The sequence below is a fragment of the Sulfurovum zhangzhouensis genome (assembly GCF_030347965.1).
In the GTDB taxonomy this organism is placed as follows: Bacteria; Campylobacterota; Campylobacteria; order Campylobacterales; family Sulfurovaceae; genus Sulfurovum; species Sulfurovum zhangzhouensis.
Genome location: NZ_JAQIBD010000002.1, coordinates 378,742 through 398,864, shown reverse-complemented (window position 1 = coordinate 398,864; position 20,123 = coordinate 378,742). Strand labels below are relative to the sequence as shown.

The 20,123-nt window shown below is 45.2% G+C and carries 17 protein-coding genes and 1 riboswitch; of the genes, 16 read left to right on the top strand and 1 reads right to left on the bottom strand.

Annotation, left to right across the window (positions count from 1 at the left end):
* Nucleotides 1-2 precede the first annotated feature (2 nt).
* Nucleotides 3-100, top strand: a riboswitch (guanidine-I (ykkC/yxkD leader).
* A gap of 43 nt (nt 101-143) precedes the next feature.
* The 15 genes from PGH07_RS07190 (at nt 144) to PGH07_RS07120 (ending at nt 14,811) form a co-directional block, all read left to right on the top strand.
* A complete protein-coding gene (locus PGH07_RS07190) occupies nt 144-1,217 on the top strand; it encodes a putative urea ABC transporter substrate-binding protein (protein ID WP_289413691.1) in 1,074 nt (357 codons plus the stop codon).
* 8 nt (nt 1,218-1,225) lie between these two features.
* On the top strand, nt 1,226-2,047 hold the full coding sequence (locus PGH07_RS07185; protein WP_353049831.1) for an ABC transporter permease: 822 nt from the start codon (nt 1,226-1,228) through the stop codon (nt 2,045-2,047).
* Complete coding sequence (locus tag PGH07_RS07180) at nt 2,047-2,811, top strand: ABC transporter ATP-binding protein (protein WP_289413690.1); 765 nt, start codon at nt 2,047-2,049, stop codon at nt 2,809-2,811. The genes PGH07_RS07185 and PGH07_RS07180 overlap by 1 nt, the downstream gene beginning before the upstream one ends.
* 94 nt (nt 2,812-2,905) lie before the next feature.
* Nucleotides 2,906-3,643, top strand: coding sequence for an urea amidolyase associated protein UAAP1 (locus tag PGH07_RS07175; protein ID WP_289413689.1), 738 nt, complete (start codon nt 2,906-2,908; stop codon nt 3,641-3,643).
* A gap of 10 nt (nt 3,644-3,653) precedes the next feature.
* Nucleotides 3,654-4,274 carry an urea amidolyase associated protein UAAP2 gene (locus PGH07_RS07170; RefSeq protein WP_289413688.1) on the top strand — a complete coding sequence of 207 codons (621 nt, stop codon included), beginning with the start codon at nt 3,654-3,656 and terminating at the stop codon, nt 4,272-4,274.
* Nucleotides 4,275-4,278: 4 nt separating this feature from the next.
* Nucleotides 4,279-5,286 (top strand): fatty acid desaturase family protein, encoded by a 1,008-nt coding sequence (locus PGH07_RS07165; protein WP_289413687.1) that lies wholly within the window; start codon nt 4,279-4,281, stop codon nt 5,284-5,286.
* A gap of 9 nt (nt 5,287-5,295) precedes the next feature.
* Nucleotides 5,296-6,078 carry an N-acyl homoserine lactonase family protein gene (locus PGH07_RS07160; RefSeq protein WP_289413686.1) on the top strand — a complete coding sequence of 261 codons (783 nt, stop codon included), beginning with the start codon at nt 5,296-5,298 and terminating at the stop codon, nt 6,076-6,078.
* Between the two features lie 95 nt (nt 6,079-6,173).
* Nucleotides 6,174-9,776, top strand: coding sequence for an urea carboxylase (gene uca / locus PGH07_RS07155; RefSeq protein ID WP_289413685.1), 3,603 nt, complete (start codon nt 6,174-6,176; stop codon nt 9,774-9,776).
* 8 nt (nt 9,777-9,784) lie between these two features.
* Nucleotides 9,785-10,636, top strand: coding sequence for a sugar phosphate isomerase/epimerase family protein (locus PGH07_RS07150; protein WP_289413683.1), 852 nt, complete (start codon nt 9,785-9,787; stop codon nt 10,634-10,636).
* Nucleotides 10,633-11,523: a DMT family transporter gene (locus PGH07_RS07145; RefSeq protein WP_289413682.1), complete on the top strand. Its 891-nt coding sequence runs from the start codon at nt 10,633-10,635 to the stop codon at nt 11,521-11,523. The genes PGH07_RS07150 and PGH07_RS07145 overlap by 4 nt, the downstream gene beginning before the upstream one ends.
* 12 nt (nt 11,524-11,535) lie before the next feature.
* Nucleotides 11,536-12,858 carry an allophanate hydrolase gene (gene atzF / locus PGH07_RS07140; RefSeq protein ID WP_289413681.1) on the top strand — a complete coding sequence of 441 codons (1,323 nt, stop codon included), beginning with the start codon at nt 11,536-11,538 and terminating at the stop codon, nt 12,856-12,858.
* A 1-nt stretch (nt 12,859) separates the two neighbouring features.
* Nucleotides 12,860-13,252: an allophanate hydrolase-related protein gene (locus tag PGH07_RS07135; protein WP_289413679.1), complete on the top strand. Its 393-nt coding sequence runs from the start codon at nt 12,860-12,862 to the stop codon at nt 13,250-13,252.
* Nucleotides 13,243-13,572, top strand: coding sequence for a DMT family transporter (locus PGH07_RS07130; RefSeq protein WP_289413678.1), 330 nt, complete (start codon nt 13,243-13,245; stop codon nt 13,570-13,572). The genes PGH07_RS07135 and PGH07_RS07130 overlap by 10 nt, the downstream gene beginning before the upstream one ends.
* Nucleotides 13,573-13,696: 124 nt before the next feature.
* Nucleotides 13,697-14,200 carry a protein disulfide oxidoreductase gene (locus PGH07_RS07125; RefSeq protein ID WP_289413677.1) on the top strand — a complete coding sequence of 168 codons (504 nt, stop codon included), beginning with the start codon at nt 13,697-13,699 and terminating at the stop codon, nt 14,198-14,200.
* 44 nt (nt 14,201-14,244) lie between these two features.
* Nucleotides 14,245-14,811, top strand: a complete 567-nt coding sequence (locus PGH07_RS07120; RefSeq protein WP_289413676.1) for a PhnA domain-containing protein — start codon at nt 14,245-14,247, stop codon at nt 14,809-14,811.
* A 7-nt stretch (nt 14,812-14,818) separates the two neighbouring features.
* On the opposite strand, the gene recO is transcribed toward PGH07_RS07120, so the two are convergent.
* Entirely contained in the window at nt 14,819-15,421 is a 603-nt protein-coding gene (gene recO / locus PGH07_RS07115) for a recombination protein RecO (protein WP_289413928.1), read from the bottom strand.
* 199 nt (nt 15,422-15,620) lie between these two features.
* On the opposite strand from recO, the gene gltB reads away from it, so the two are divergent.
* The gene (gene gltB, locus PGH07_RS07110; RefSeq protein WP_289413675.1) at nt 15,621-20,042 is read left to right on the top strand and encodes a glutamate synthase large subunit; all 4,422 of its coding nucleotides are present in this window, start codon (nt 15,621-15,623) and stop codon (nt 20,040-20,042) included.
* Nucleotides 20,043-20,123 lie beyond the last annotated feature (81 nt).

Genomic DNA, 20,123 nt, shown 5'->3' with positions numbered 1-20,123 from the left:
GACTACAAGGTAGCTAGGGTTCCGATCTTTTAAAGATGACTGGTCCGAGAGCTGCCGACTCTTAAGTAGAGTTACACGGAGGGATAAAAGCCCGGGAGGTTTAATACCCCTTATGTGTTTCAAATCTATTTAGGAGATACCAGATGAAATCATCTACAGTAACAAAACTATTCAAAAAAATGGCACTTTCTGTTCTTGTTTTAGGACTTTCAATCAATTCATCATATGCTGAAGTCAAAGACAAATTCCAGGTCTCATGGACCATCTACGTCGGCTGGATGCCTTGGGATTATGCTCAGCAAAAAGGGATCGTCGACAAGTGGGCTAAGAAGTACGGTATCGAGATCGAGATGGTACAGGTCAACGACTACATCGAATCGATTAACCAGTATACAGCAGGTAAATTCGACGGTTGTCTAATGACAAACATGGATGCACTTACAATCCCTGCAGCAGGCGGTGTTGATTCTACAGCTGTTATCATGGGTGATTACTCCAACGGTAACGACGGTATCATCCTTAAAGACAAGAAAAACCTTGCAGATATCAAGGGTCAGACAGTTAACCTCGTAGAACTTTCTGTTTCTCACTACCTGCTTGCACGTGGTCTTGAGAGCGTCGGTCTAAGCGAAAAAGACGTTAAGGTACTTAATACTTCTGATGCTGACATGGTTGCAGCATACGGTACGAAAGACGTTACGGCGATGACAACATGGAATCCTCAGCTCAGCGAGATCCTCTCCAACAACCCAAGTGCAAACCTTGTTTTCGATTCAAGTAAGACACCAGGCGAGATCATCGATATGCTTGTGATCAATACAGAGACGTTAAAAGACAACCCGAAACTTGCTAAAGCACTTACAGGTGCTTGGTTTGAAGTGATGGAACTCATGAAAAAGGGCGACGAGGAAGCACTTACATTTATGGCAAAAGCTTCCGGTACGGACCTTGCGGGCTACAAGAGCCAGCTTGATTCTACAATGATGTTCTACGAGCCGTCTGATGCGGTTAAGTTTGCTGACAGTGAAGAACTGCCTAAGACAATGAAAAAAGTGAGCGAGTTCTCATTTGATCACGGTATTCTTGGTGAAGGTGCACCGGATGCAGAGTTCATCGGTATGGAATTCCCGGGAGGAAAAACTTTCGGTGACAAAGGCAACATCAAACTTCGTTTCATCGACACTTACGTTAAGATGGCTGCTGAAGGGAAACTGTAAGGCCTACTATGAAACGTTTAATGAACCTCCGACCGTCTAAAGCGACGGCGCTGATTATAGGACTGCTGCCTTTCATATTGGTCGTGCTGATCTACATCGTAGCATCCGACGTAAGACTAGCGGAAAATCCGAACGATAAACTGCTGCCATCAATGAACAGCATTGTCGAAGCGGTTGACCGCATGGCGTTTACAGAGAGCAAGCGTACCGGCGAGATCCTTTTCGTCGAAGACACTGTTTCCTCGCTCGAGCGCCTTGGTCTGGGGGTTCTGATCAGTGCCGTTCTGGCACTGTTGATGGCGATCCCTCTTGGGTTCGTTCCATTCGTTCGTGCAGGACTTTCTCCCTTTGTTGCGGCCTTTTCCATGGTACCGCCAATGGCTATTTTGCCCATCTTATTCATTGTCTTTGGCATGGGTGAGATGGCTAAAGTAGCACTTATCGTTATCGGGGTAACACCTCTGATCATACGTGACTTGCAGCAGCGGATCATGGAGATTCCGACTGAACAGCTTATCAAGGCCCAGACCCTGGGCGGATCGAGCTGGACGATCACTCTTCGTGTTGTACTGCCGCAGATCTTTCCGCGTCTGCTTGATGCGGTTAGATTGACACTCGGTACGGCGTGGATCTTTTTGATCTCCGCCGAGGCGATCTCGGCGACAGAAGGTCTTGGGTACCGCATATTCCTGGTGCGCCGTTACCTTTCTATGGATGTGATCCTGCCTTACGTAGTGTGGATCACCTTACTCGCATTTTTGTTCGACTATTTGTTGAAACATTTTAACTACCGCGTCTTTAAGTGGTATGACGCAGGAAAGGAGCGTTAATGAGTCTCGTAACTATCAAGAACCTCTGGAAAAGTTACGGCAATAATGTCGTACTCGAGAAGCTGACGCTCAACATCGAAGCAGGCGAGTTCTGTACGCTGGTCGGTCCTTCCGGATGCGGTAAGACGACATTTCTAAAGATGCTTCTGGGACAGGAGTACCCGACAAAGGGTACTTTCTTACTCGATGGTAAGCCTTTCCCTGAAGAGCCCGGTGTTGAACGAGGGATTGTCTTTCAGCGTTATTCTGTCTTTGAACACCTTAGTGTATTGAAAAACGTCATGCTTGGTATCGAACTGGAACAGTCTAAATTTTTTGGACGACTGTTCGGTAAAGCAAAAAAGCAGGCAGAGAAAGAAGCGATGACAATGCTTGAAGCCGTCGGCCTTGCCGATTCGGCTAACAAGTACCCCAGTGAGCTTTCCGGAGGGATGCAGCAGCGTCTTTCCATTGCGCAATCACTGGTAAAAAAGCCTAAGATCTTGTTGCTCGATGAGCCTTTTGGGGCTCTTGATCCCGGGATCCGTGCCGATATGCATGCGCTTATTTTGGACCTATGGAAGAAAAACAACCTCACTGTAGTCATGGTTACACACGACCTGCATGAGGGGTTCTACTTGGGGACACGCCTGCTGGTTTTTGACAAAGTACGTCACGATCCTCTGCAACCCAATGCCTATGGTGCACGTATCACATATGATATTCCTGTAGGTGAAACGCGCGAATCCGTGCTTGAAGAGATCGATCAAACCGTAAAGATTTGAAACAGATAGGGAAGAACACATCTTCCAGTGCCGTTGGACGACTTACGGCATCCTGACAACCGGGACGGCCCGAAATAACTATGAAGGACAAAAAGTGATAACTGAACACAAAAATTTGAAACTTGATTCAATTATTCTTGACGAAGTGCTCCCGGGCGGGGCACGCTGGTCGAAGATCATCAAACGCGGTGACAAACTGCGTATTACGACAGAAGATGGCTTGGGCTCTCTTTCGGCAATGTTTTACAATGCAGACAACACAGCTGAACGTTTTAATTCGGCCGACACGGTAAAGATCCAATACAACGCCTATTTTGGTAAAGGAAGAGTGCTTTATTCGGAACTGGGCCGCGTGCTTTTTTCGATCACGGAAGATACGACAGATGGGCTGTTCGATGCCATTGCCGGGATAAGCAACCCCCGCATCATCAAAGAGCGTTTCGGTGAAGGAGACTTCGAGCATATTCGTAACCGTTACTACAAAAGTGACAGAGAGAACTTTCTGGTTGAACTTGGAAAATACGGTATGGGTAAACGTGATATGATCCCTGCCATTAACTTCTTTAGAAAAGTGGATGTCAAAGAGGGAAGCAGACTAGAACTCTCATCACAACGTCCTAAACCGGGAAGCTACATCGAACTGCGTGCAGAGATGAACGTACTGCTTGTTCTGTCAAACACACCGCATGTCATGGAAGAGGGCGAGTACAACCCGAGCAATGTCCAGCTGACACTTCACAAGGCAGATCCTGTTACAGAAGATGACCTCTGCGTGAACTTCAGCCCACAATCAAAGCGCGCTTTCATCAACAACGCACGCTATTTTGCATAAGGAGACAATGATGAGTAGAGATATTTCAACAGCAATCTATAATGAAAAGATCGCGGCAGGTGTGCCTTGGAGCCATGTAGTTAAAAAAGGTCAGACGTTGCGTATCATCGATCTTAAAGGGTGCCAGGCAGTTGATACGCTTTTTTACAATGCCAATGACCATGAAGAGCGTTACTCTGCCAATGATACCGTAAGAGAACAGGGAAGCATCTTTGTCACAACAGGAACGAAGCTTATCTCCACTGATGACAATGTCATGATGGAAATCACTGCAGATACCTGTGGTAATCACGATACCTTGGGAGGTCACTGTAGCGCGGAAAGTAACACAGTGCGATATTCTCATGATACGAAATATATGCACAGCTGCCGTGATAACTATCTGTTTGAGATCGGTGAGTTGGAGATGGATCCAAGAGACCTTACTAACAACATCAACTTTTTTATGAACGTGCCCGTTGAGGAAGATGGTCACCTGGCTATTGTAGACGGTATTTCTAAGCCTGGCGACTACGTCGATATGAGAGCAGAGATGGACACATTGGTGCTGGTATCCAACTGTCCGCAGTTGAACAACCCGTGTAATGCTTACGATCCATCACCTATTCAGATGGTTATTTGGGAAGACTAAGACAATGAAAACGGCCGCTAAACTCTTTAGATTTGATGATGCATTGCTTCCCAACCTTCTGGCATGGGGCTATATGTTTTCAGCGTATATCTTCGGGTTTGCCGCACTTCTGGCCGATGCCTTATGGCTCAATGTCCTCGGTGTTCTTTTTTTAGCACACTCTATGGTGATCGCAGCTTATTTTGTGCATGAATGCGCTCATGAGTCGCTTTTTAAAAAGAGCCGTCATAACCAGCTTTTCGGTGAATTGCTGCTTTGGTTGTGTGGTGCTTCCTATAGTGATTACAAGGCTGTTCAGCACAAACATGTGCGTCACCATATGGACCGTGCGGACATTGTCTCGTTTGACTTTCGTACCCGCCTGAAGAAGTATCCAAAGACACTGAAGCTCATCAATTTTCTGGAGTGGTTTTACATTCCGGCATTGGAGATCATGATGCATGGACTGGTACTTGTGCTTCCGTTTGTCAAAGAGAGCCGTAAAGCGCTACGATCACGCATTATCATTGTCTTGATACTGCGCATTGCATTTTTTGCGGTACTGGCTAGTATCTCGCTTAAGGTGTTGGTACTTTATCCTGTTGCCTATATGCTTTTTTTGACAGTGATGCGTTTCATGGACGTACATCAGCACACCTATGATCTGTACGAGACACTGGATCAGCCCAGCGGCGATGAAGTCAAACAGTATGACAGTGCATTTGAAAAACGCAATACCTTTTCCAATGTACTGTCACTTAAATATCCGTGGCTAAACCTTTTGGTACTGAATTTTTCGTATCACAACGTTCACCACGACAAACAGATGCAGCCCTGGTACCGCCTGCCTGCCCTCCATAAAAAGCTCTATGGCAACGATGAGACACAGGTACTTTCCTTTGTCAACCTGCTGAAAAGCTACCACCGTTATCGAATGCAACGGGTGATAAATTCGGATGCAACAGATATCGATGTTCATCAAGGCAGAGACTTTATCGGTGTTGCAGGTGTTTCGTTCCTGACGGCACATTAAGGAGAAAAGATGACACAGGTTAAGAAATTTTGGCCCATCCTTACTGGAACCCACCGCTATGAGAAGACACTGTCTACCCGAGGTCACGGCAAAGGTATCATCATTAACGCACCGATCCTGGCTTATCTTATCGAAACGGCCAACGGACGTATCCTTTATGATGTGGGGTGCGACTACTCTAAGATCGCCGATGAGGTAAAGCGTAAGAAGTTCTATGAAAACGAGGATTTCCCTTTCGGCCCGCCGCAGATGACAGAGGAGCAGCGCCTCCCCAATCGTCTGGTAGAGCTGGGACTGCAAAAAGAGGACATCGATGTTGTCTTCTGCGGACACTTGCACTTTGATCATGCTGGCGGGGTCTGTGAGTTCTGTGGAGCCGAGGTGCATGTGCATGAAAAGGAGTTTGAAGCTTCCCGTGAACCTGCCGATGCAGCTTATTTTAAAGAGGACTTTGACTGTCCCGTCAACTGGCGTATCTACAAGGGTGAATATGACCTCGTCCCTGGTGTACGTGCTGTCGAAACTCCCGGACATACCGCCGGGCATATGTCTATGCTGATCGAAATGCCCAAAGGCTCACCTATCCTTCTCTGTGGCGATGCGGCAGATCTGAGCGAAAATCTGGAAAAGGAGATCGCACCGGGTCTGTGCTGGCATGATGATGAAGCGATGGCCATAGCAAGTATCAAGAAGCTTAAAAACCTCTCCTTTGAGACAGGTGCGGAGCTTTGGCCAAATCACGATATGCGTTTTTTCGAAAGCAAGAACTGCTTTCCTAAATGGTTTGAATAAGAAGGAAGAATATATCTTCCAGTGCCGTAGGACGACCTTCGGCACCCTGGCGACCGGGACGGCCCGGAACAACTCTGAAGAATGAAGGAAATAGAATGTTTAGCAAAGTATTGATTGCCAACCGCGGGGAGATTGCCTGCCGCGTTATCCGTACTCTTAAAAAAATGGGCATAGGCTCTGTTGCAGTTTACACCGGTGCTGATACCGATTCATTACATGTCAGTCTTGCTGATGAGGCCTACTATATCGGCCACGGTGTAGCAAGCGAGAGCTACCTCGATGCTGCAAAGATCCTCGACATTGCCAAACAAAGCGGGGCCGAAGCGATCCATCCTGGTTATGGCTTTTTAAGTGAAAATGCGGCGTTTGCCCGCGCCTGTGAAGAAGCGGGGATTGCCTTTATTGGCCCGCGTCCGGAACACATGGAACAGTTCGGTCTCAAACACACAGCACGCTCACTTGCAGAACACAATGGCGTGCCGCTTCTCCCGGGTTCATCACTGCTTAGCGACCTTGATGATGCCAAAAGCGAAGCAAAACGCATCGGTTATCCGGTGATGCTCAAAAGTACTGCAGGCGGTGGTGGTATCGGGATGCAGCTTTGTTTTAACGAGGCACAGCTCTTAAGTGCTTATGACTCTGTCAAGCGTCTTAGTGAGAACAACTTCTCTGACAGTGGAATGTTCCTGGAAAAATATGTCGCAAAAGCGCGTCACATCGAAGTACAGGTATTCGGTGACGGTGAAGGTTTCGTTGCAACACTAGGCGATCGCGATTGTTCCGTCCAGCGTCGTAACCAAAAGGTGATCGAGGAGACTCCGGCCCCTCTGATCTCTAGTGAGATCAGAGAAGCACTCTACAAGGCAGCAAAAGATCTTACTGCATCGGTCTCTTACCGTTCGGCAGGAACGGTCGAGTTCGTTTACGACACAGATAGCGGTGAATTCTATTTCCTCGAGGTGAACACTCGTCTGCAGGTTGAACACGGGATCACTGAAGAGGTGACCGGTGTAGACCTTGTCGAGTGGATGATCCGTACGGCTTATGGTGAAAATACCGCTCTTTACGACTACGTCCATGCACCTAAAGGCCACTCTATCCAGGTACGTGTCTACGCAGAAGATCCGATGAAAAACTTCCAGCCGAGCTCAGGTGTATTGACCAACGTAGATTTCGCTGACGATATACGTTGTGATACCTTTATCGAGACGGGCCTTAGCGTCTCCTCATTCTATGACCCGATGATCGCAAAACTTATCGTAAAAGGTAGTGACCGTAATGACGCACTTGACAAGATAGCTAGGGCTATCACTGAGACACGTATCGACGGTATCGAGACGAACCTGCGTTACCTTGGTGCTATCGTAGCTTCTAACGTCTTTAAAGAGGGGAAGCAGACGACAAAATACCTTGATGGGTTCAGCTTTACACCAAACAGTATCGACGTCCTTCGTCCGGGGACTCAGACGACTATCCAGGACTTCCCTGGACGCAGCGGTTATTGGGATATCGGTGTTCCACCTTCAGGACCGTTTGACAGTTTCAGCTTCCGATATGCCAACCGCCTTGTCGGTAATGACGAAAAAGCGGCGGGACTTGAGATCGCTATTGCCGGACCGACACTGCGCTTCAATACCGACAGCGTTGTCGCACTTTGCGGTGCGCAGATCGATGCCTTCATCGATAATGAACCTGTAGGTATGAACGAAGCTCTACTTATCAAGGCGGGAAGTGTGCTTAAGCTCAAGAAGGTGCACAATGAAGGGTTCAGAACCTATCTTGCCGTACGAGGCGGATTTGATGTACCTGAGTACCTTGGCAGCCGCTCAACCTTTACTCTTGGACAGTTCGGAGGTCATGCAGGACGTACCCTCGTACCTGGTGACGTACTGCATATCGACAAAATGATCGACGGCAATATCGCAGAGGTACCGGCTACACCGCGCCACAGCTTTGAAAACTGCTGGGAGATCGGTGTACTTTACGGACCGCATGGTGCACCGGATTTCTTCACCGATGATGATATCAAGACCTTCTTTGCAACAGAGTGGGAGATCCACTACAACTCTAACCGTACCGGTATCCGTCTTATCGGGCCAAAACCTCAATGGGCACGTACGGATGGTGGTGAAGCAGGGCTTCACCCTTCCAACATCCATGACAATGCCTATGCGATCGGTGCAGTGGATTTTACAGGTGACATGCCGGTTATCCTTGGCCCGGATGGACCAAGCTTAGGTGGTTTTGTCTGTCCGGTAACTATCGTAAGTGCAGAACTATGGAAGATGGGGCAGCTGCGTGCGGGTGATAAAGTGAAGTTCGTTCCGGTAGAACATGATACGGCAATGGCAATGCTTAAAGTACAGGAAGAGGCGATCGCTAAACTGGCTACTTACGATGAGCGTCCTTTCCTTGACCCAAAACCCATCGGTTCACCGATCCTCTTTGCCGATGAGGCAAAAGGTGAGCTTCCAGCCATGGTAATCCGGCAGTCGGGGGATGCGAACCTTCTAGTAGAATACGGTGAGATGCAGCTAGACATTGAGCTGCGCTTCCGTGTTCATGTGCTTATGGAGGCAATGAAAAAAGCTGCGGTAAAGGGTGTCACCGACATCACACCGGGTATTCGCTCACTGCAGGTTCACTTTGATCCGAAAGTGTGTGAGCGTGCGGCACTGATCGAGCGTCTCAAAGAGATCGAACTTACCCTGCCGGCCATTGATGATATTGAGGTACCGGCGCGTATCGTACACCTGCCGCTTTCATGGGATGATGAATCAACGCGTGTCGCTATCGACAAGTATATGAAGACAGTACGCCCAGATGCACCTTGGTGTCCAAGCAATATCGAGTTCATCCGCCGTATTAACGGTTTGGACTCCATTGACGAGGTTAAAAAGATCGTCTTTGGCGCAAACTACCTTGTTATGGGGTTGGGTGATGTTTACCTTGGTGCTCCGGTTGCAACACCGCTTGATCCTCGCCACCGTCTGGTCACGACCAAGTATAATCCGGCACGTACATGGACTCCTGAAAACGCCGTTGGTATCGGTGGTGCGTATATGTGTGTGTATGGAATGGAAGGCCCAGGTGGATACCAGTTCGTCGGCCGTACGGTACAGATGTGGAACCGTCACCGCCAGACACAGGATTTCAAAGAGGACAAGCCGTGGCTATTGCGCTTCTTCGACCAGATCAAATTCTACGAGGTCAGTGCCGAAGAACTGCACCAGATGCGTGAGGATTTCCCGCGCGGCCGTATGAAGCTAAAAGTTGAGGAGACAACGTTCAGCCTCAAGGAATATAAAGATTTCCTTGAAAAAAATGAAGAAAGCATTAAAGCTTTCAAAACAACCCAGCAGAATGCTTTTGATGAAGAGCGTGCGATGTGGGAACGTACTGGTCTGGCGAACTTTACTTCTGAGAGCGGCGAAGTCAAAGCCGAAACGATGGAAGTGATCGAGATTGGTGAAAATGAAGAAGCTGTTGAGTCTCCTGTACAGGGAAGCCTCTGGAAGGTGATGGTCAAACTTGGCGATATTGTTGAAGAAGGCGAGGTGCTTGCTATCTCCGAATCTATGAAGATGGAAGTAGACATCGAAGCTCCAGAGGCAGGCAAGATTGTCAAGATGCTCTGCCACGAGGGTGAAAATGTACATGCCGGTAAGTTGCTCTTCGTGATCGAACCACTGGAGTAGATACTGCGATGAGACTACAATGTTTTAAGACGATGTGGGGATATGAAGGAGACTTCGAGATCGCCTGTCAGGAAGCCAAAGCAGCCGGATTTGACGGTATCGAAGGGTCTGCACCGATATCATCTGATGAACGTACATACTGGAAAGCATGTCTTGAAAAGCATGGCCTGCTTTATATCGCTGAAGCAGTGACAGGAGGCGATTATGTCCCTCGACGGGATTTGGATGTACAAGGTCATTTAAATGATCTTGAAGCGATCCTCAGCCGCAGTGCGGGACTCGAACCACTTTTTGTTACCTGCATTGGCGGACTGGATGCCTGGAATGAGGAAGAGAGCCTGCATTTTTTCAAAGAAGGAATGAAATTGGCAGAACGTTACAATCTTGAGATCAGTTTTGAGACACACCGCAGCCGTTCATTGTTCAATCCGTGGGTAACCCGCCGTATCGTGCAGATGCTGCCGCAGATCTCTCTGACGGCAGATATAAGCCATTGGTGCGTTGTCTGTGAACGGCAGATGGACACGGAGATTGAAACGATTGAAGCGATCGCCCCAAATGTCCGTCATATCCATGCACGGGTGGGCTATGATCAGGGACCGCAGGTACCGCATCCTGCTGCACCCGAGTATGCGTATGCCCTGAAAGCCCATCAACAATGCTGGGAGCGTTTCTGGGAGGCTCAGTACGGGCGCGGTTTTGAAGTCAGTACGATGACTCCGGAATTCGGTCCGGACGGCTACCTGCACACACTGCCCTTTACACAAGCACCTGTAGCCGATCTATGGGAGATCAACTGCTGGATGTGTACAACAGAAGTTGAACATTTTGAAAACTATATGACCAAGGATGCCTTATGAGTTCACGCCTTCCTGTTATCGTATTGCTGGGTGCTTCCATACTATGGGGTCTTTCATGGCTGCCACTTAAAACTATCAATGGTATGGGTATCGACGGCATCGCCTTGACCCTGGGTGCTTATGGCATTTTAGCATTGACACTTACACCGTTGCTACTGAAACAAGCATCCATCTGGCGTGAACATAAGAAAGCGATGGGGCTTATTTTTGTACTTGGAGGCGGTGCCAATCTTGCTTTCACCTATGCTCTGATCAACGGTGAGGTGATCCGTGTCATGGTACTGTTTTATTTGCTTCCGGTCTGGGGCGTATTAGGCGGAAAGTTTTTTTTAAAAGAGGAGATCGACCGATGGCGCTGGCTTGGCGTGGGTCTGGCTATCAGCGGGGCTTTCCTTATTTTAGGTGGCTTTGATGCTCTTGGCGGTGCACCGTCATGGATTGATCTGATCGCTTTGTTCTCAGGACTTTTTTTTGCCATGAACAATCTCGTTTTCCGGGCAGCACAGGCTGTTCCGGTAGCATCAAAGATCACTGCGATGTTTTACGGCTGTTTCACTCTCGCTGCCATACTGATCGCAGGCAATGTTGAACCAATACCAGGGCACGTCTCAACAGATACCTGGTTTGCACTTGCACTTTATGCGCTTATCTGGCTGCTTGCAGCAAATATCGGTTCTCAGTGGGGCGTTACACATATGGAAGCTGGACGTTCTTCGATCATTATCATCATGGAGCTGATCACTGCTGTTATCTCTGCGACTATCATTGCGGGGGAGACGATGAGTCCCGTTGAAATACTCGGCGGCTTACTGATCCTGACAGCAGCATTCATAGAAGCACTGCGTACCAAAGACGACGACGTACCTGCAGTAGAAACGACTATATAAAAAGGATAGATTATGACTATTTCACAACTACTAAATGACTATAAAAATAAAGTAATTACACCACGCGATGTGATCGCTCAGATCAAAGTGCGTATTACCGAGCATGCCGACAATCCGATCTATCTCTACGTCCTTAGCGATGAAGAGCTCGAGCCATATTTTGTGCGTCTAGAAGGTGTTGATATTGATTCATTGCCGCTTTATGGCATCCCATTTTCTATTAAGGACAACATTGACCTTGCAGGCATACCGACAACAGCAGCCTGTCCCGAGTTTGCTTATACGCCGGAGTGTTCAGCGTTCGTCGTTGAACAGCTCATCGAAGCCGGGGCAATCCCTGTGGGTAAGACAAATCTTGATCAGTTCGCTACGGGCCTTGTCGGTACCCGCTCTCCTTACGGTGCCTGTAAAAACAGCATAAATCCAGAGTATATCTCGGGCGGTTCGAGCTCTGGAAGTGCTATCAGTATCGCGCTGGATATGGCAGTTTTCTCGCTTGGAACAGATACGGCTGGATCGGGAAGGGTTCCTGCCGCATTTAACAACCTGATCGGTCTAAAAGCAAGTAAAGGTGTTGTAAGTACCAGTGGTGTGGTTCCGGCTTGTAGAAGTCTAGACTGTGTTACTGTTTTTACTAAAGAACTTTCTGATATCAAAACAGTATTTGAGATAATGAATGAATATGACCAAAAGGATATCTACAGCAGAGTATATACTCCTACAGAAGAAAAATCAAAAGAGAGTTTCACATTTGCTATCCCTAAAAAGGAGCACTTGAAATTCTTTGGTGATGATCAAGCGCAAAAACTCTTTGAAGAGGCTGTAAAAAAATTTGAATCGTTAGGCGGGAAAGCTGTAGAGATAGATTATACCCCTTTTGATGAGAGTGCAAATCTTCTTTATAGCGGTCCATGGGTAGCTGAGAGATATATCGCCATAAAAGATACTATCACAAAGACTCCCGAAGTAGTAAATGAAACAGTAAGAACCATCATATCCGGTGGAGACAAGATAGATGCGATCAACTATTTTGAGTCTGAATACACATTGAAGAAAAATAGAAAAATCATGGACACTATATTCAATGAATATGATTTTGTCCTGACTCCAACAACTGGAACGATCTATAAGATAGAAGAGGTGAATGCTGATCCGATACAGCTAAATACCAACCTTGGATACTATACCAATTTTATGAACCTTCTTGATCTTTGTGCTATAGCAGTTCCTGCAGGTTTCAGGGAGAATGGTCTGCCTTTTGGTGTAACAATTGTTGCTGATAAATTTGAAGAAGGGAAAATCCTGGATTACTCTTCAAAATATTTAGGTGTCTAAAATGAAAGAGAATGAAATATTAGTCGGTGTTTGCGGTGCACATATGGAAGGGTTGCCTTTAAACTGGCAATTAACCGATCTTGATGCCAAACTCGTCCAAAAAACAAGGACAAAAAAAGGGTATAGGCTGTTCGTGCTGGAAAACAAAGATCCGATCCGTCCCGGAATGATCTATGACAGCACAAGTGATACCCAAATTGAGCTTGAAGTGTGGTCAATGCCTGTGGGGAGCTTTGGAAAGTTTATGAAGCAGATCGCTTCACCTCTTGGAATCGGAACCGTATATTTGGAAGATGGAAGTGGTGTTTACGGGTTTTTATGTGAAGCTGACTTTGTAAAAGACGCAAAAGAGATAAGCGATCTTAAAAGCTGGAGACACTTTATATGTCAGTAACTGCACTGGCATGGGTCTATCTTGTTGTTGCAGGATTGCTTGAAGCTTTATGGGCAATGGGGCTGAAATTCAGCGAAGGTTTTACGAAACCTTTACCTACAGTTCTTACTATTGTCCTGGTTCTTTGCAGTTTTCTGCTTCTCTCTAAATCGATGAAAGTATTGCCTGTAAGTGTAGCATATGCAGTATGGTGTGCCATAGGGATCACAGCTTTAGTGTTTATAGAGTACTTTTATATGGGAGTGGAACTTCACTTTAAAAAGATACTATCCATTGTTTTAATACTGATCGGGATTGTAAGTTTACAATTACAGTCTTGATTCAGTATGAATATTATTGATTCTCCATATTAAAAATCAAGCTACTTATCATAAAATAGGGAAACAGGTTTTTACCGATTTTAAACTACATAAAGAGATGTAAAATAGATATGGAAAAGTTGAAATGATGAAGCCGAACATGAAAAAATTACTCAAAGAGATAGTGATATTTGCAGTGTCACTCTTTGTGATCAGTAACGTCATTAGTTATCTACGCAGTCCTGAACTGAAAAACAGCACATTGCCACAGATAGAAGCAACATTGATAGACGGTAGTGTGTTTAAGAGTAAAGCGATAGAGGGTAAACCTCTGGTCGTACATTTCTGGGCGACTTGGTGTCCTACATGTAAAGCTGAGGCTTCCAATATCCAGAAGATTTCAGAGGAGTATGAGGTACTGAGTGTCGCCGTGAATTCTGGTTCAAATGATCTGTTATCTGAATATATGACACAAAACGGTTATCACTTTCGTGTACTTAATGATGTACAGGGTAAGTGGGCCGGTATTTTTAATGTAGAAGTTTTTCCCACGACATTTTTCTTTGATTCCAAAGGGGAGTTGAAGTTTACTGATGTTGGATATACGACAACATTGGGATTGAAAGGACGCCTTAGAGTTTTGAAGTAGCATTCTGATAGAATATAATTAAAAGTAATTCAAGGGGGTACATGATGAAGGCTATCGAAAATATACTCAAAGATCGCAGTGGTGAAAAGTGTGAGTTGTGTGGGGCAACGGATGAACTGGCTGTCTATCAGGTTGAGCCTTCAGATGGGAGTGCAGAACAGTCTATTTTACTTTGTGATACATGTCGATCATTAGTAGCCAATCCAATGGAAAATGTTAATCACTGGCACTGTCTGAATGATACAATGTGGAGTCCGGAACCTGCAGTTCAAGCTATGGCATACCGTATCCTCAAACAGATTTCAAGTGAGGGATGGCCACAGGATATGCTTGATATGCTTTATCTTGACCCGTCAGTACAAGAGTGGGCAGATGCCGGGTTGGAAGAGGGAAACCAACCGGAGGTAAGAGATTCAAACGGTACATTGCTTGAGGAAGGGGACAGTGTCAGTATCATTAAAGACCTTCCTGTAAAAGGTGCCGGCTTTACGGCCAAACAGGGAACTACAGTAAAAAATATCCGTATGGTATTTGATGATCCGACGCATATTCAGGGACGTGTTAACGGAACAATGATCTATCTTAAAACAGAGTTTTTGAAGAAACTCTAAAAGTTTTTTAGAGCCCTTTCATGACTATCTCATAGAGGTAGTCAACTTCATTATCTTCCAAAAAAACTGTCTTCCGGCTTTCAAAAAACTCAAATACTTTTTCTTTTGGCAGTGAAGCACTATAGAGACATTCGGGATGTGCGGGAATGAATGATTGCATCAATGAGATGTGTTTATCTATAGGCGTTTCACAGATGTAGCATTGTTCATCATGATGAATGCGTCCTTCATAGTCCAGCAATTTGATATAGCTTTCACAGACTATACGTTTGGGATTCTGTTTATGCCATCTTTTGGCAGCATCCAGCAATAGATCGAAATAAAAACTCTCTATCTCTTCAGCATCTTTGAGGTGCGGTTCAAAAAGTCGGATGAAATTATGCCAAAGCAGCAGTCTGTTTTTATCAAAGAGCCAAGGAAAACCGATATGAGAGAGAGAACGTATACGGGGAAGAAATCTGCCATCCTCACCGTCGACTTCAAAATCCACCAGATTTCCAAGCTGTAAGATAGAATGTCTTGCACCGAAAAAACGGTAATATGACCGGATATGCTCTTCACTTAAGACAACTGCGATCGAGTCTTCGTTCTTGGCTTTTTTTACACCCAGTATAAAACCTTTAATGGCAGTTCCTTCTTTAGATTTTTTAGATATTTCGGTAAATTATAATGCAAACAGTATTAAACAACAGCCCAGCGGAAGGTAATGCAGGAGTTATTAAACAATATTTAACGGCTATTTTTGTATAATCGGGCCTATTTTATGAACACAGTGACGTGTTCTTTATACCAATTTTTAAGGCTGAACAATGCAAGACTTATATACTTCATTTAAGGACAATTGTGGATTTGGACTTTTGGCATCCATCGACAATATTCCTTCTCATAAAAACCTCGAAGATGCTGTAACTGCGCTTGAGCGTATGATGCATAGAGGGGCAATTGCAGCAGACGGTAAGACAGGAGACGGTTCTGGTCTTTTGCTTTCTATACCGCGATCATTTTTTGCACAAGAGGCAGATAAAGACGGTGTAGCGCTTCCTGAAACGTATGCAGTAGCAATGGTGTTTTCAAGAAATGAAAGCAATTTTGATGTGATCAAATCAGTATGTGCGAACAATGATCTTGAAGTGATCTATACACGTACGGTACCGGTTGATACAAATGCACTTGGAAAGCAGGCACTAGAAACACTTCCAGATATGAAACAGGTATTTGTAACACCTAAGTCGGCAGTAGCAAAAGAGCGTTTTGATGCTTTGATCTACCTTTCACGTAAAGAGATCGAAGCAGCATTGAAAGAGGATAAAGATTTCTACATTCCTTCATTCTCTACAGCAGTGGTATCGTATAAAGGCCTTGTGATGCCAACGCATATCAAAGAGTTTTACCAAGATCTTGCCAACGAAAATTTTGAGATATCATTTTGTCTTTTCCACCAAAGATTCTCGACTAACACATTGCCACAGTGGAAACTTGCACAGCCATTTAGAATGATCGCACACAACGGTGAGATCAACTCTGTTACAGCCAATAGATTTAACGTTGCTGCCAAGATGAATGCAGTAAAAAGTGACGTGTTCAGTGATGATGAGATGAGCAGATTGATGGATATTATTCAAGATGGGATGAGTGACTCTGCAAGTCTTGATAACTTCATGGAGTTCTTGCGTGTTAACGGTGTAGATTTCTTTAAAGCTGCACGTTCGATTATCCCTGCACCATGGCAAAATGCACCGCATATGGATAGTGACCTTAGAGCATTTTATGAGTATGCAAGTACATGTTTTGAGCCATGGGACGGTCCTGCAGCTGTGAGTATGACTGACGGCCGTTATATCGGTTGTGTACTTGACAGAAACGGTTTGAGACCATCCAAGTATATCAAAACAACTGATAACAGACTTCTTATCTCATCAGAGTATGGGGTTCTAGAGCTTCCTGAAGAGGAGATTGTTGAGCGTGGAAGACTTCAATCGGGCGAAATGATGGGTATCGACCTTAAGTTCGGTAAAGTACTTTACAATGAAGATATCAATGAGTATATCAAGGCTGGGCACCCATATAACAAGTGGCTTGGAGAGAACATGAGTTATCTTCAAGAACATGTACCTAATACTCAATTAGAGAAGTCTTACAGTGAGCCAAAAGAGATGGAGGCGAAGCAGCGTTACTTCAACTACACGCTTGAACTGATCAGAGAAGTGATCAAGCCGATGATCGAAGAGGGAAAAGAACCGACTGCTTCAATGGGTGACGATGCACCGATCGCAGCATTCTCAAAAGAGCAAAGAAACTTTACAGACTTCTTCAAGCAAAAGTTCGCACAGGTCACTAACCCGCCGATCGATCCGATCAGGGAAAAAACAGTAATGAGTCTTAATACAGGTTTCGGTGAAGTAAGAAACGTTCTTTCAGATGATGCTGAACATGCAAAAAGACTTAAGACTGTACTTCCTGTCATGTCAGCGGAAAGTTTCCATATCCTTCAGGAGTTTGGAGATGAGAACAATGCAAAGTATGATGCAGCTTACAAAACAGGACACTATGAGACTACGTTTACGCATGATCTTAAAGCAAGTCTTGATGCACTGATCGAACAAATCATTATAGATGTAAGAGATAACGGTGTAAGAACGATCATCCTTGATGACAGAGGATTGGCTGCTAACAATAAAGTAATGCCGATATTGATGGTAGTAGGTCGTTTGAACCAGACATTGCTTGAGCGTAAACTAAGACATCTCACAAGCGTAGTTGCGGCAACCGGAGAAGTATTTGATCCTCATTCAGCAGCATGTCTGATCGCTTATGGTGCAGCAGCGATCTTCCCGTACTTACTTTACTATACAGTAGAGACACTTGTTGAAGAAGAGGGTGAAGAGCTTGCAGCTACATTCAAAGTCGTACGTAAAGCGATCGGCGGCGGTCTACTCAAAATTATGTCAAAAATGGGTATCTCAACGGTCTCTAGTTATAGAAACTCTAAATTGTTCGATGCTATCGGTCTAAGTGAAGAGATCATAGAAGAGTGTTTCAAAGGTACAAGAGGATTGCTTAAAGGGCTTGGATACAGTGATATCGAAGAAAGACTTAACAGCAATCACCAAAGAGCTTTTACTGATGCATTTGAAGGTGAAAGACATGTACTTTACAAAGGTGGATTCTACAAGTATAGAAAAGGTGAAGAGTTCCACGACTTCTCAAAAACAACGATCAGTGCGATCCAAAAAGCTGCTGAGACAGGTAGCAAAGAGGATTATGCAGAGGTTAAAAAACTTGTTAATGAAAGACATGAAAAGTTTATCCGTGACTTCTTTGAGTTTACAAGTGATCGAACACCGATCAGTATCGATGAGGTAGAACCGCTTAGCGAAATTTTCAAACGTTTCTCAACTGCAGCGATGTCTATGGGATCTATCTCTCAAGAGGCACATGAGACATTGGCTGTAGCGATGAATACTATCGGCGGTAAATCCAACTCTGGAGAGGGTGGTGAAGATGAAGCACGTTACGGTACGGATAAAGTCTCTAAGATCAAGCAGGTTGCTTCTGGTAGATTTGGTGTAACGCCTGAGTATCTACAGAACGCTGAAGAGCTTCAGATCAAAGTAGCACAAGGTGCAAAACCGGGTGAAGGTGGTCAGCTCCCTGGATCAAAAGTAACACCATTGATCGCTAGACTCAGATATACGAAGCCGGGTGTAACACTGATCTCTCCACCGCCGCACCACGATATTTACTCTATCGAGGATTTGGCACAGTTGATCTTTGACCTTAAGCAGGCTAACCCTAGAGCTAAAGTTGCAGTAAAATTGGTATCAACTGCAGGTGTTGGTACGATCGCTGCGGGTGTTGCTAAAGCATACGCAGATAAGATCATTATTTCAGGTGCTGACGGTGGTACAGGTGCAGCACCAATAGGGTCTATCAGGTTTGCAGGTAACCCTTGGGAACTTGGTCTGGTTGAAGCACACAATGCACTTAAGGCAAACAACCTTAGAGGTCAGGTAACTGTAGAGACTGACGGTGGACTTAAAACAGGTATGGATGTTGTTAAAGCAGCGATCCTTGGTGCAGAAGAGTATGCATTCGGTACAGCTGCACTGGTAATTGTAGGATGTATGATGTTACGTATCTGTCACCTCAATACTTGTTCAGTAGGGGTAGCAACGCAAGATCCTAAACTAAGAGAGAGATTCTCAGGTAACGTTGAAAAAGTGATCAACTACTTCAACCTTATAGGTGAAGAGGTAAGAGAGATTCTTGCAAGCCTTGGATATAGATCGCTTGAAGAGATCATCGGTAAGACAGAGCTTCTCAAGGTGATCGATGATGAATTTGCTCAAAAATTTGAGTTTGAAAAACTACTTGAAAAAGTTGAAGGTGTAGACACATGTCAAGTACCGTTCAATGAACCGTATGACCAAAATGAGTATGAAAAAGCGATCCTTGAAGAGCTACTTGCAACGATCGAGAACCCTGAAACACCGATCACACTTACTAAGAAGATCAATAACCTTAATAGAAGTTTCGGTACTAGAATCTCCGGTGAGATTGCGAAACGTTACGGAAATGAAGGTCTTCCAGAAGGCACGATCAATCTTGATCTTACAGGTACAGCAGGTCAGTCACTGGGTGCTTTCCTTTCTAAAGGGATCAATATCAACGTCAAAGGTGCAGGAAACGATTATATCGGTAAAGGTATGAATGGTGGTCGTATCGTGATCACAGCTGACAAGATTGCAGGTGCACCTTTTGCACTTGGCGGGAATACATGTCTTTACGGTGCAACAGGCGGTACTGTGTATATCAATGGTATGGTCGGTGAGCGTTTTGGTGTACGTAACTCTGGTGTAACAGCTGTAGTTGAGGGAACCGGTGACCACCCATGTGAGTATATGACTGGCGGTGTTGTTGCGATCCTTGGTAAGACGGGTGTTAACTTCGGTGCAGGTATGACAGGTGGTAAAGCATTTGTTTATGACATTGACGGTGGATTTTATGAGAAGCTAAACCTTGAGCTAGTTGAGGCATTCCGTATCGATACAGATGAGTATGATACTGAGATGTTTGAACTTAAAGATCTTCTTAAAGACTACATCGAAAAAACCGGAAGCCGCAGAGCAACGGAGATTTTAGAGGAATTCAGAACAGAGATCAGAAAGTTCTGGATGGTTGTTCCTAGAGGTACAAAGCCGACACTTGAGGCACAAAAGAAAGGTGAGTAATTCAGCACTAAATATGTGTACTGAATTGTAGTGGGGTGCGTTTATGCGCATACCTGCTAGACTCTTATTCTTATCTTCTTG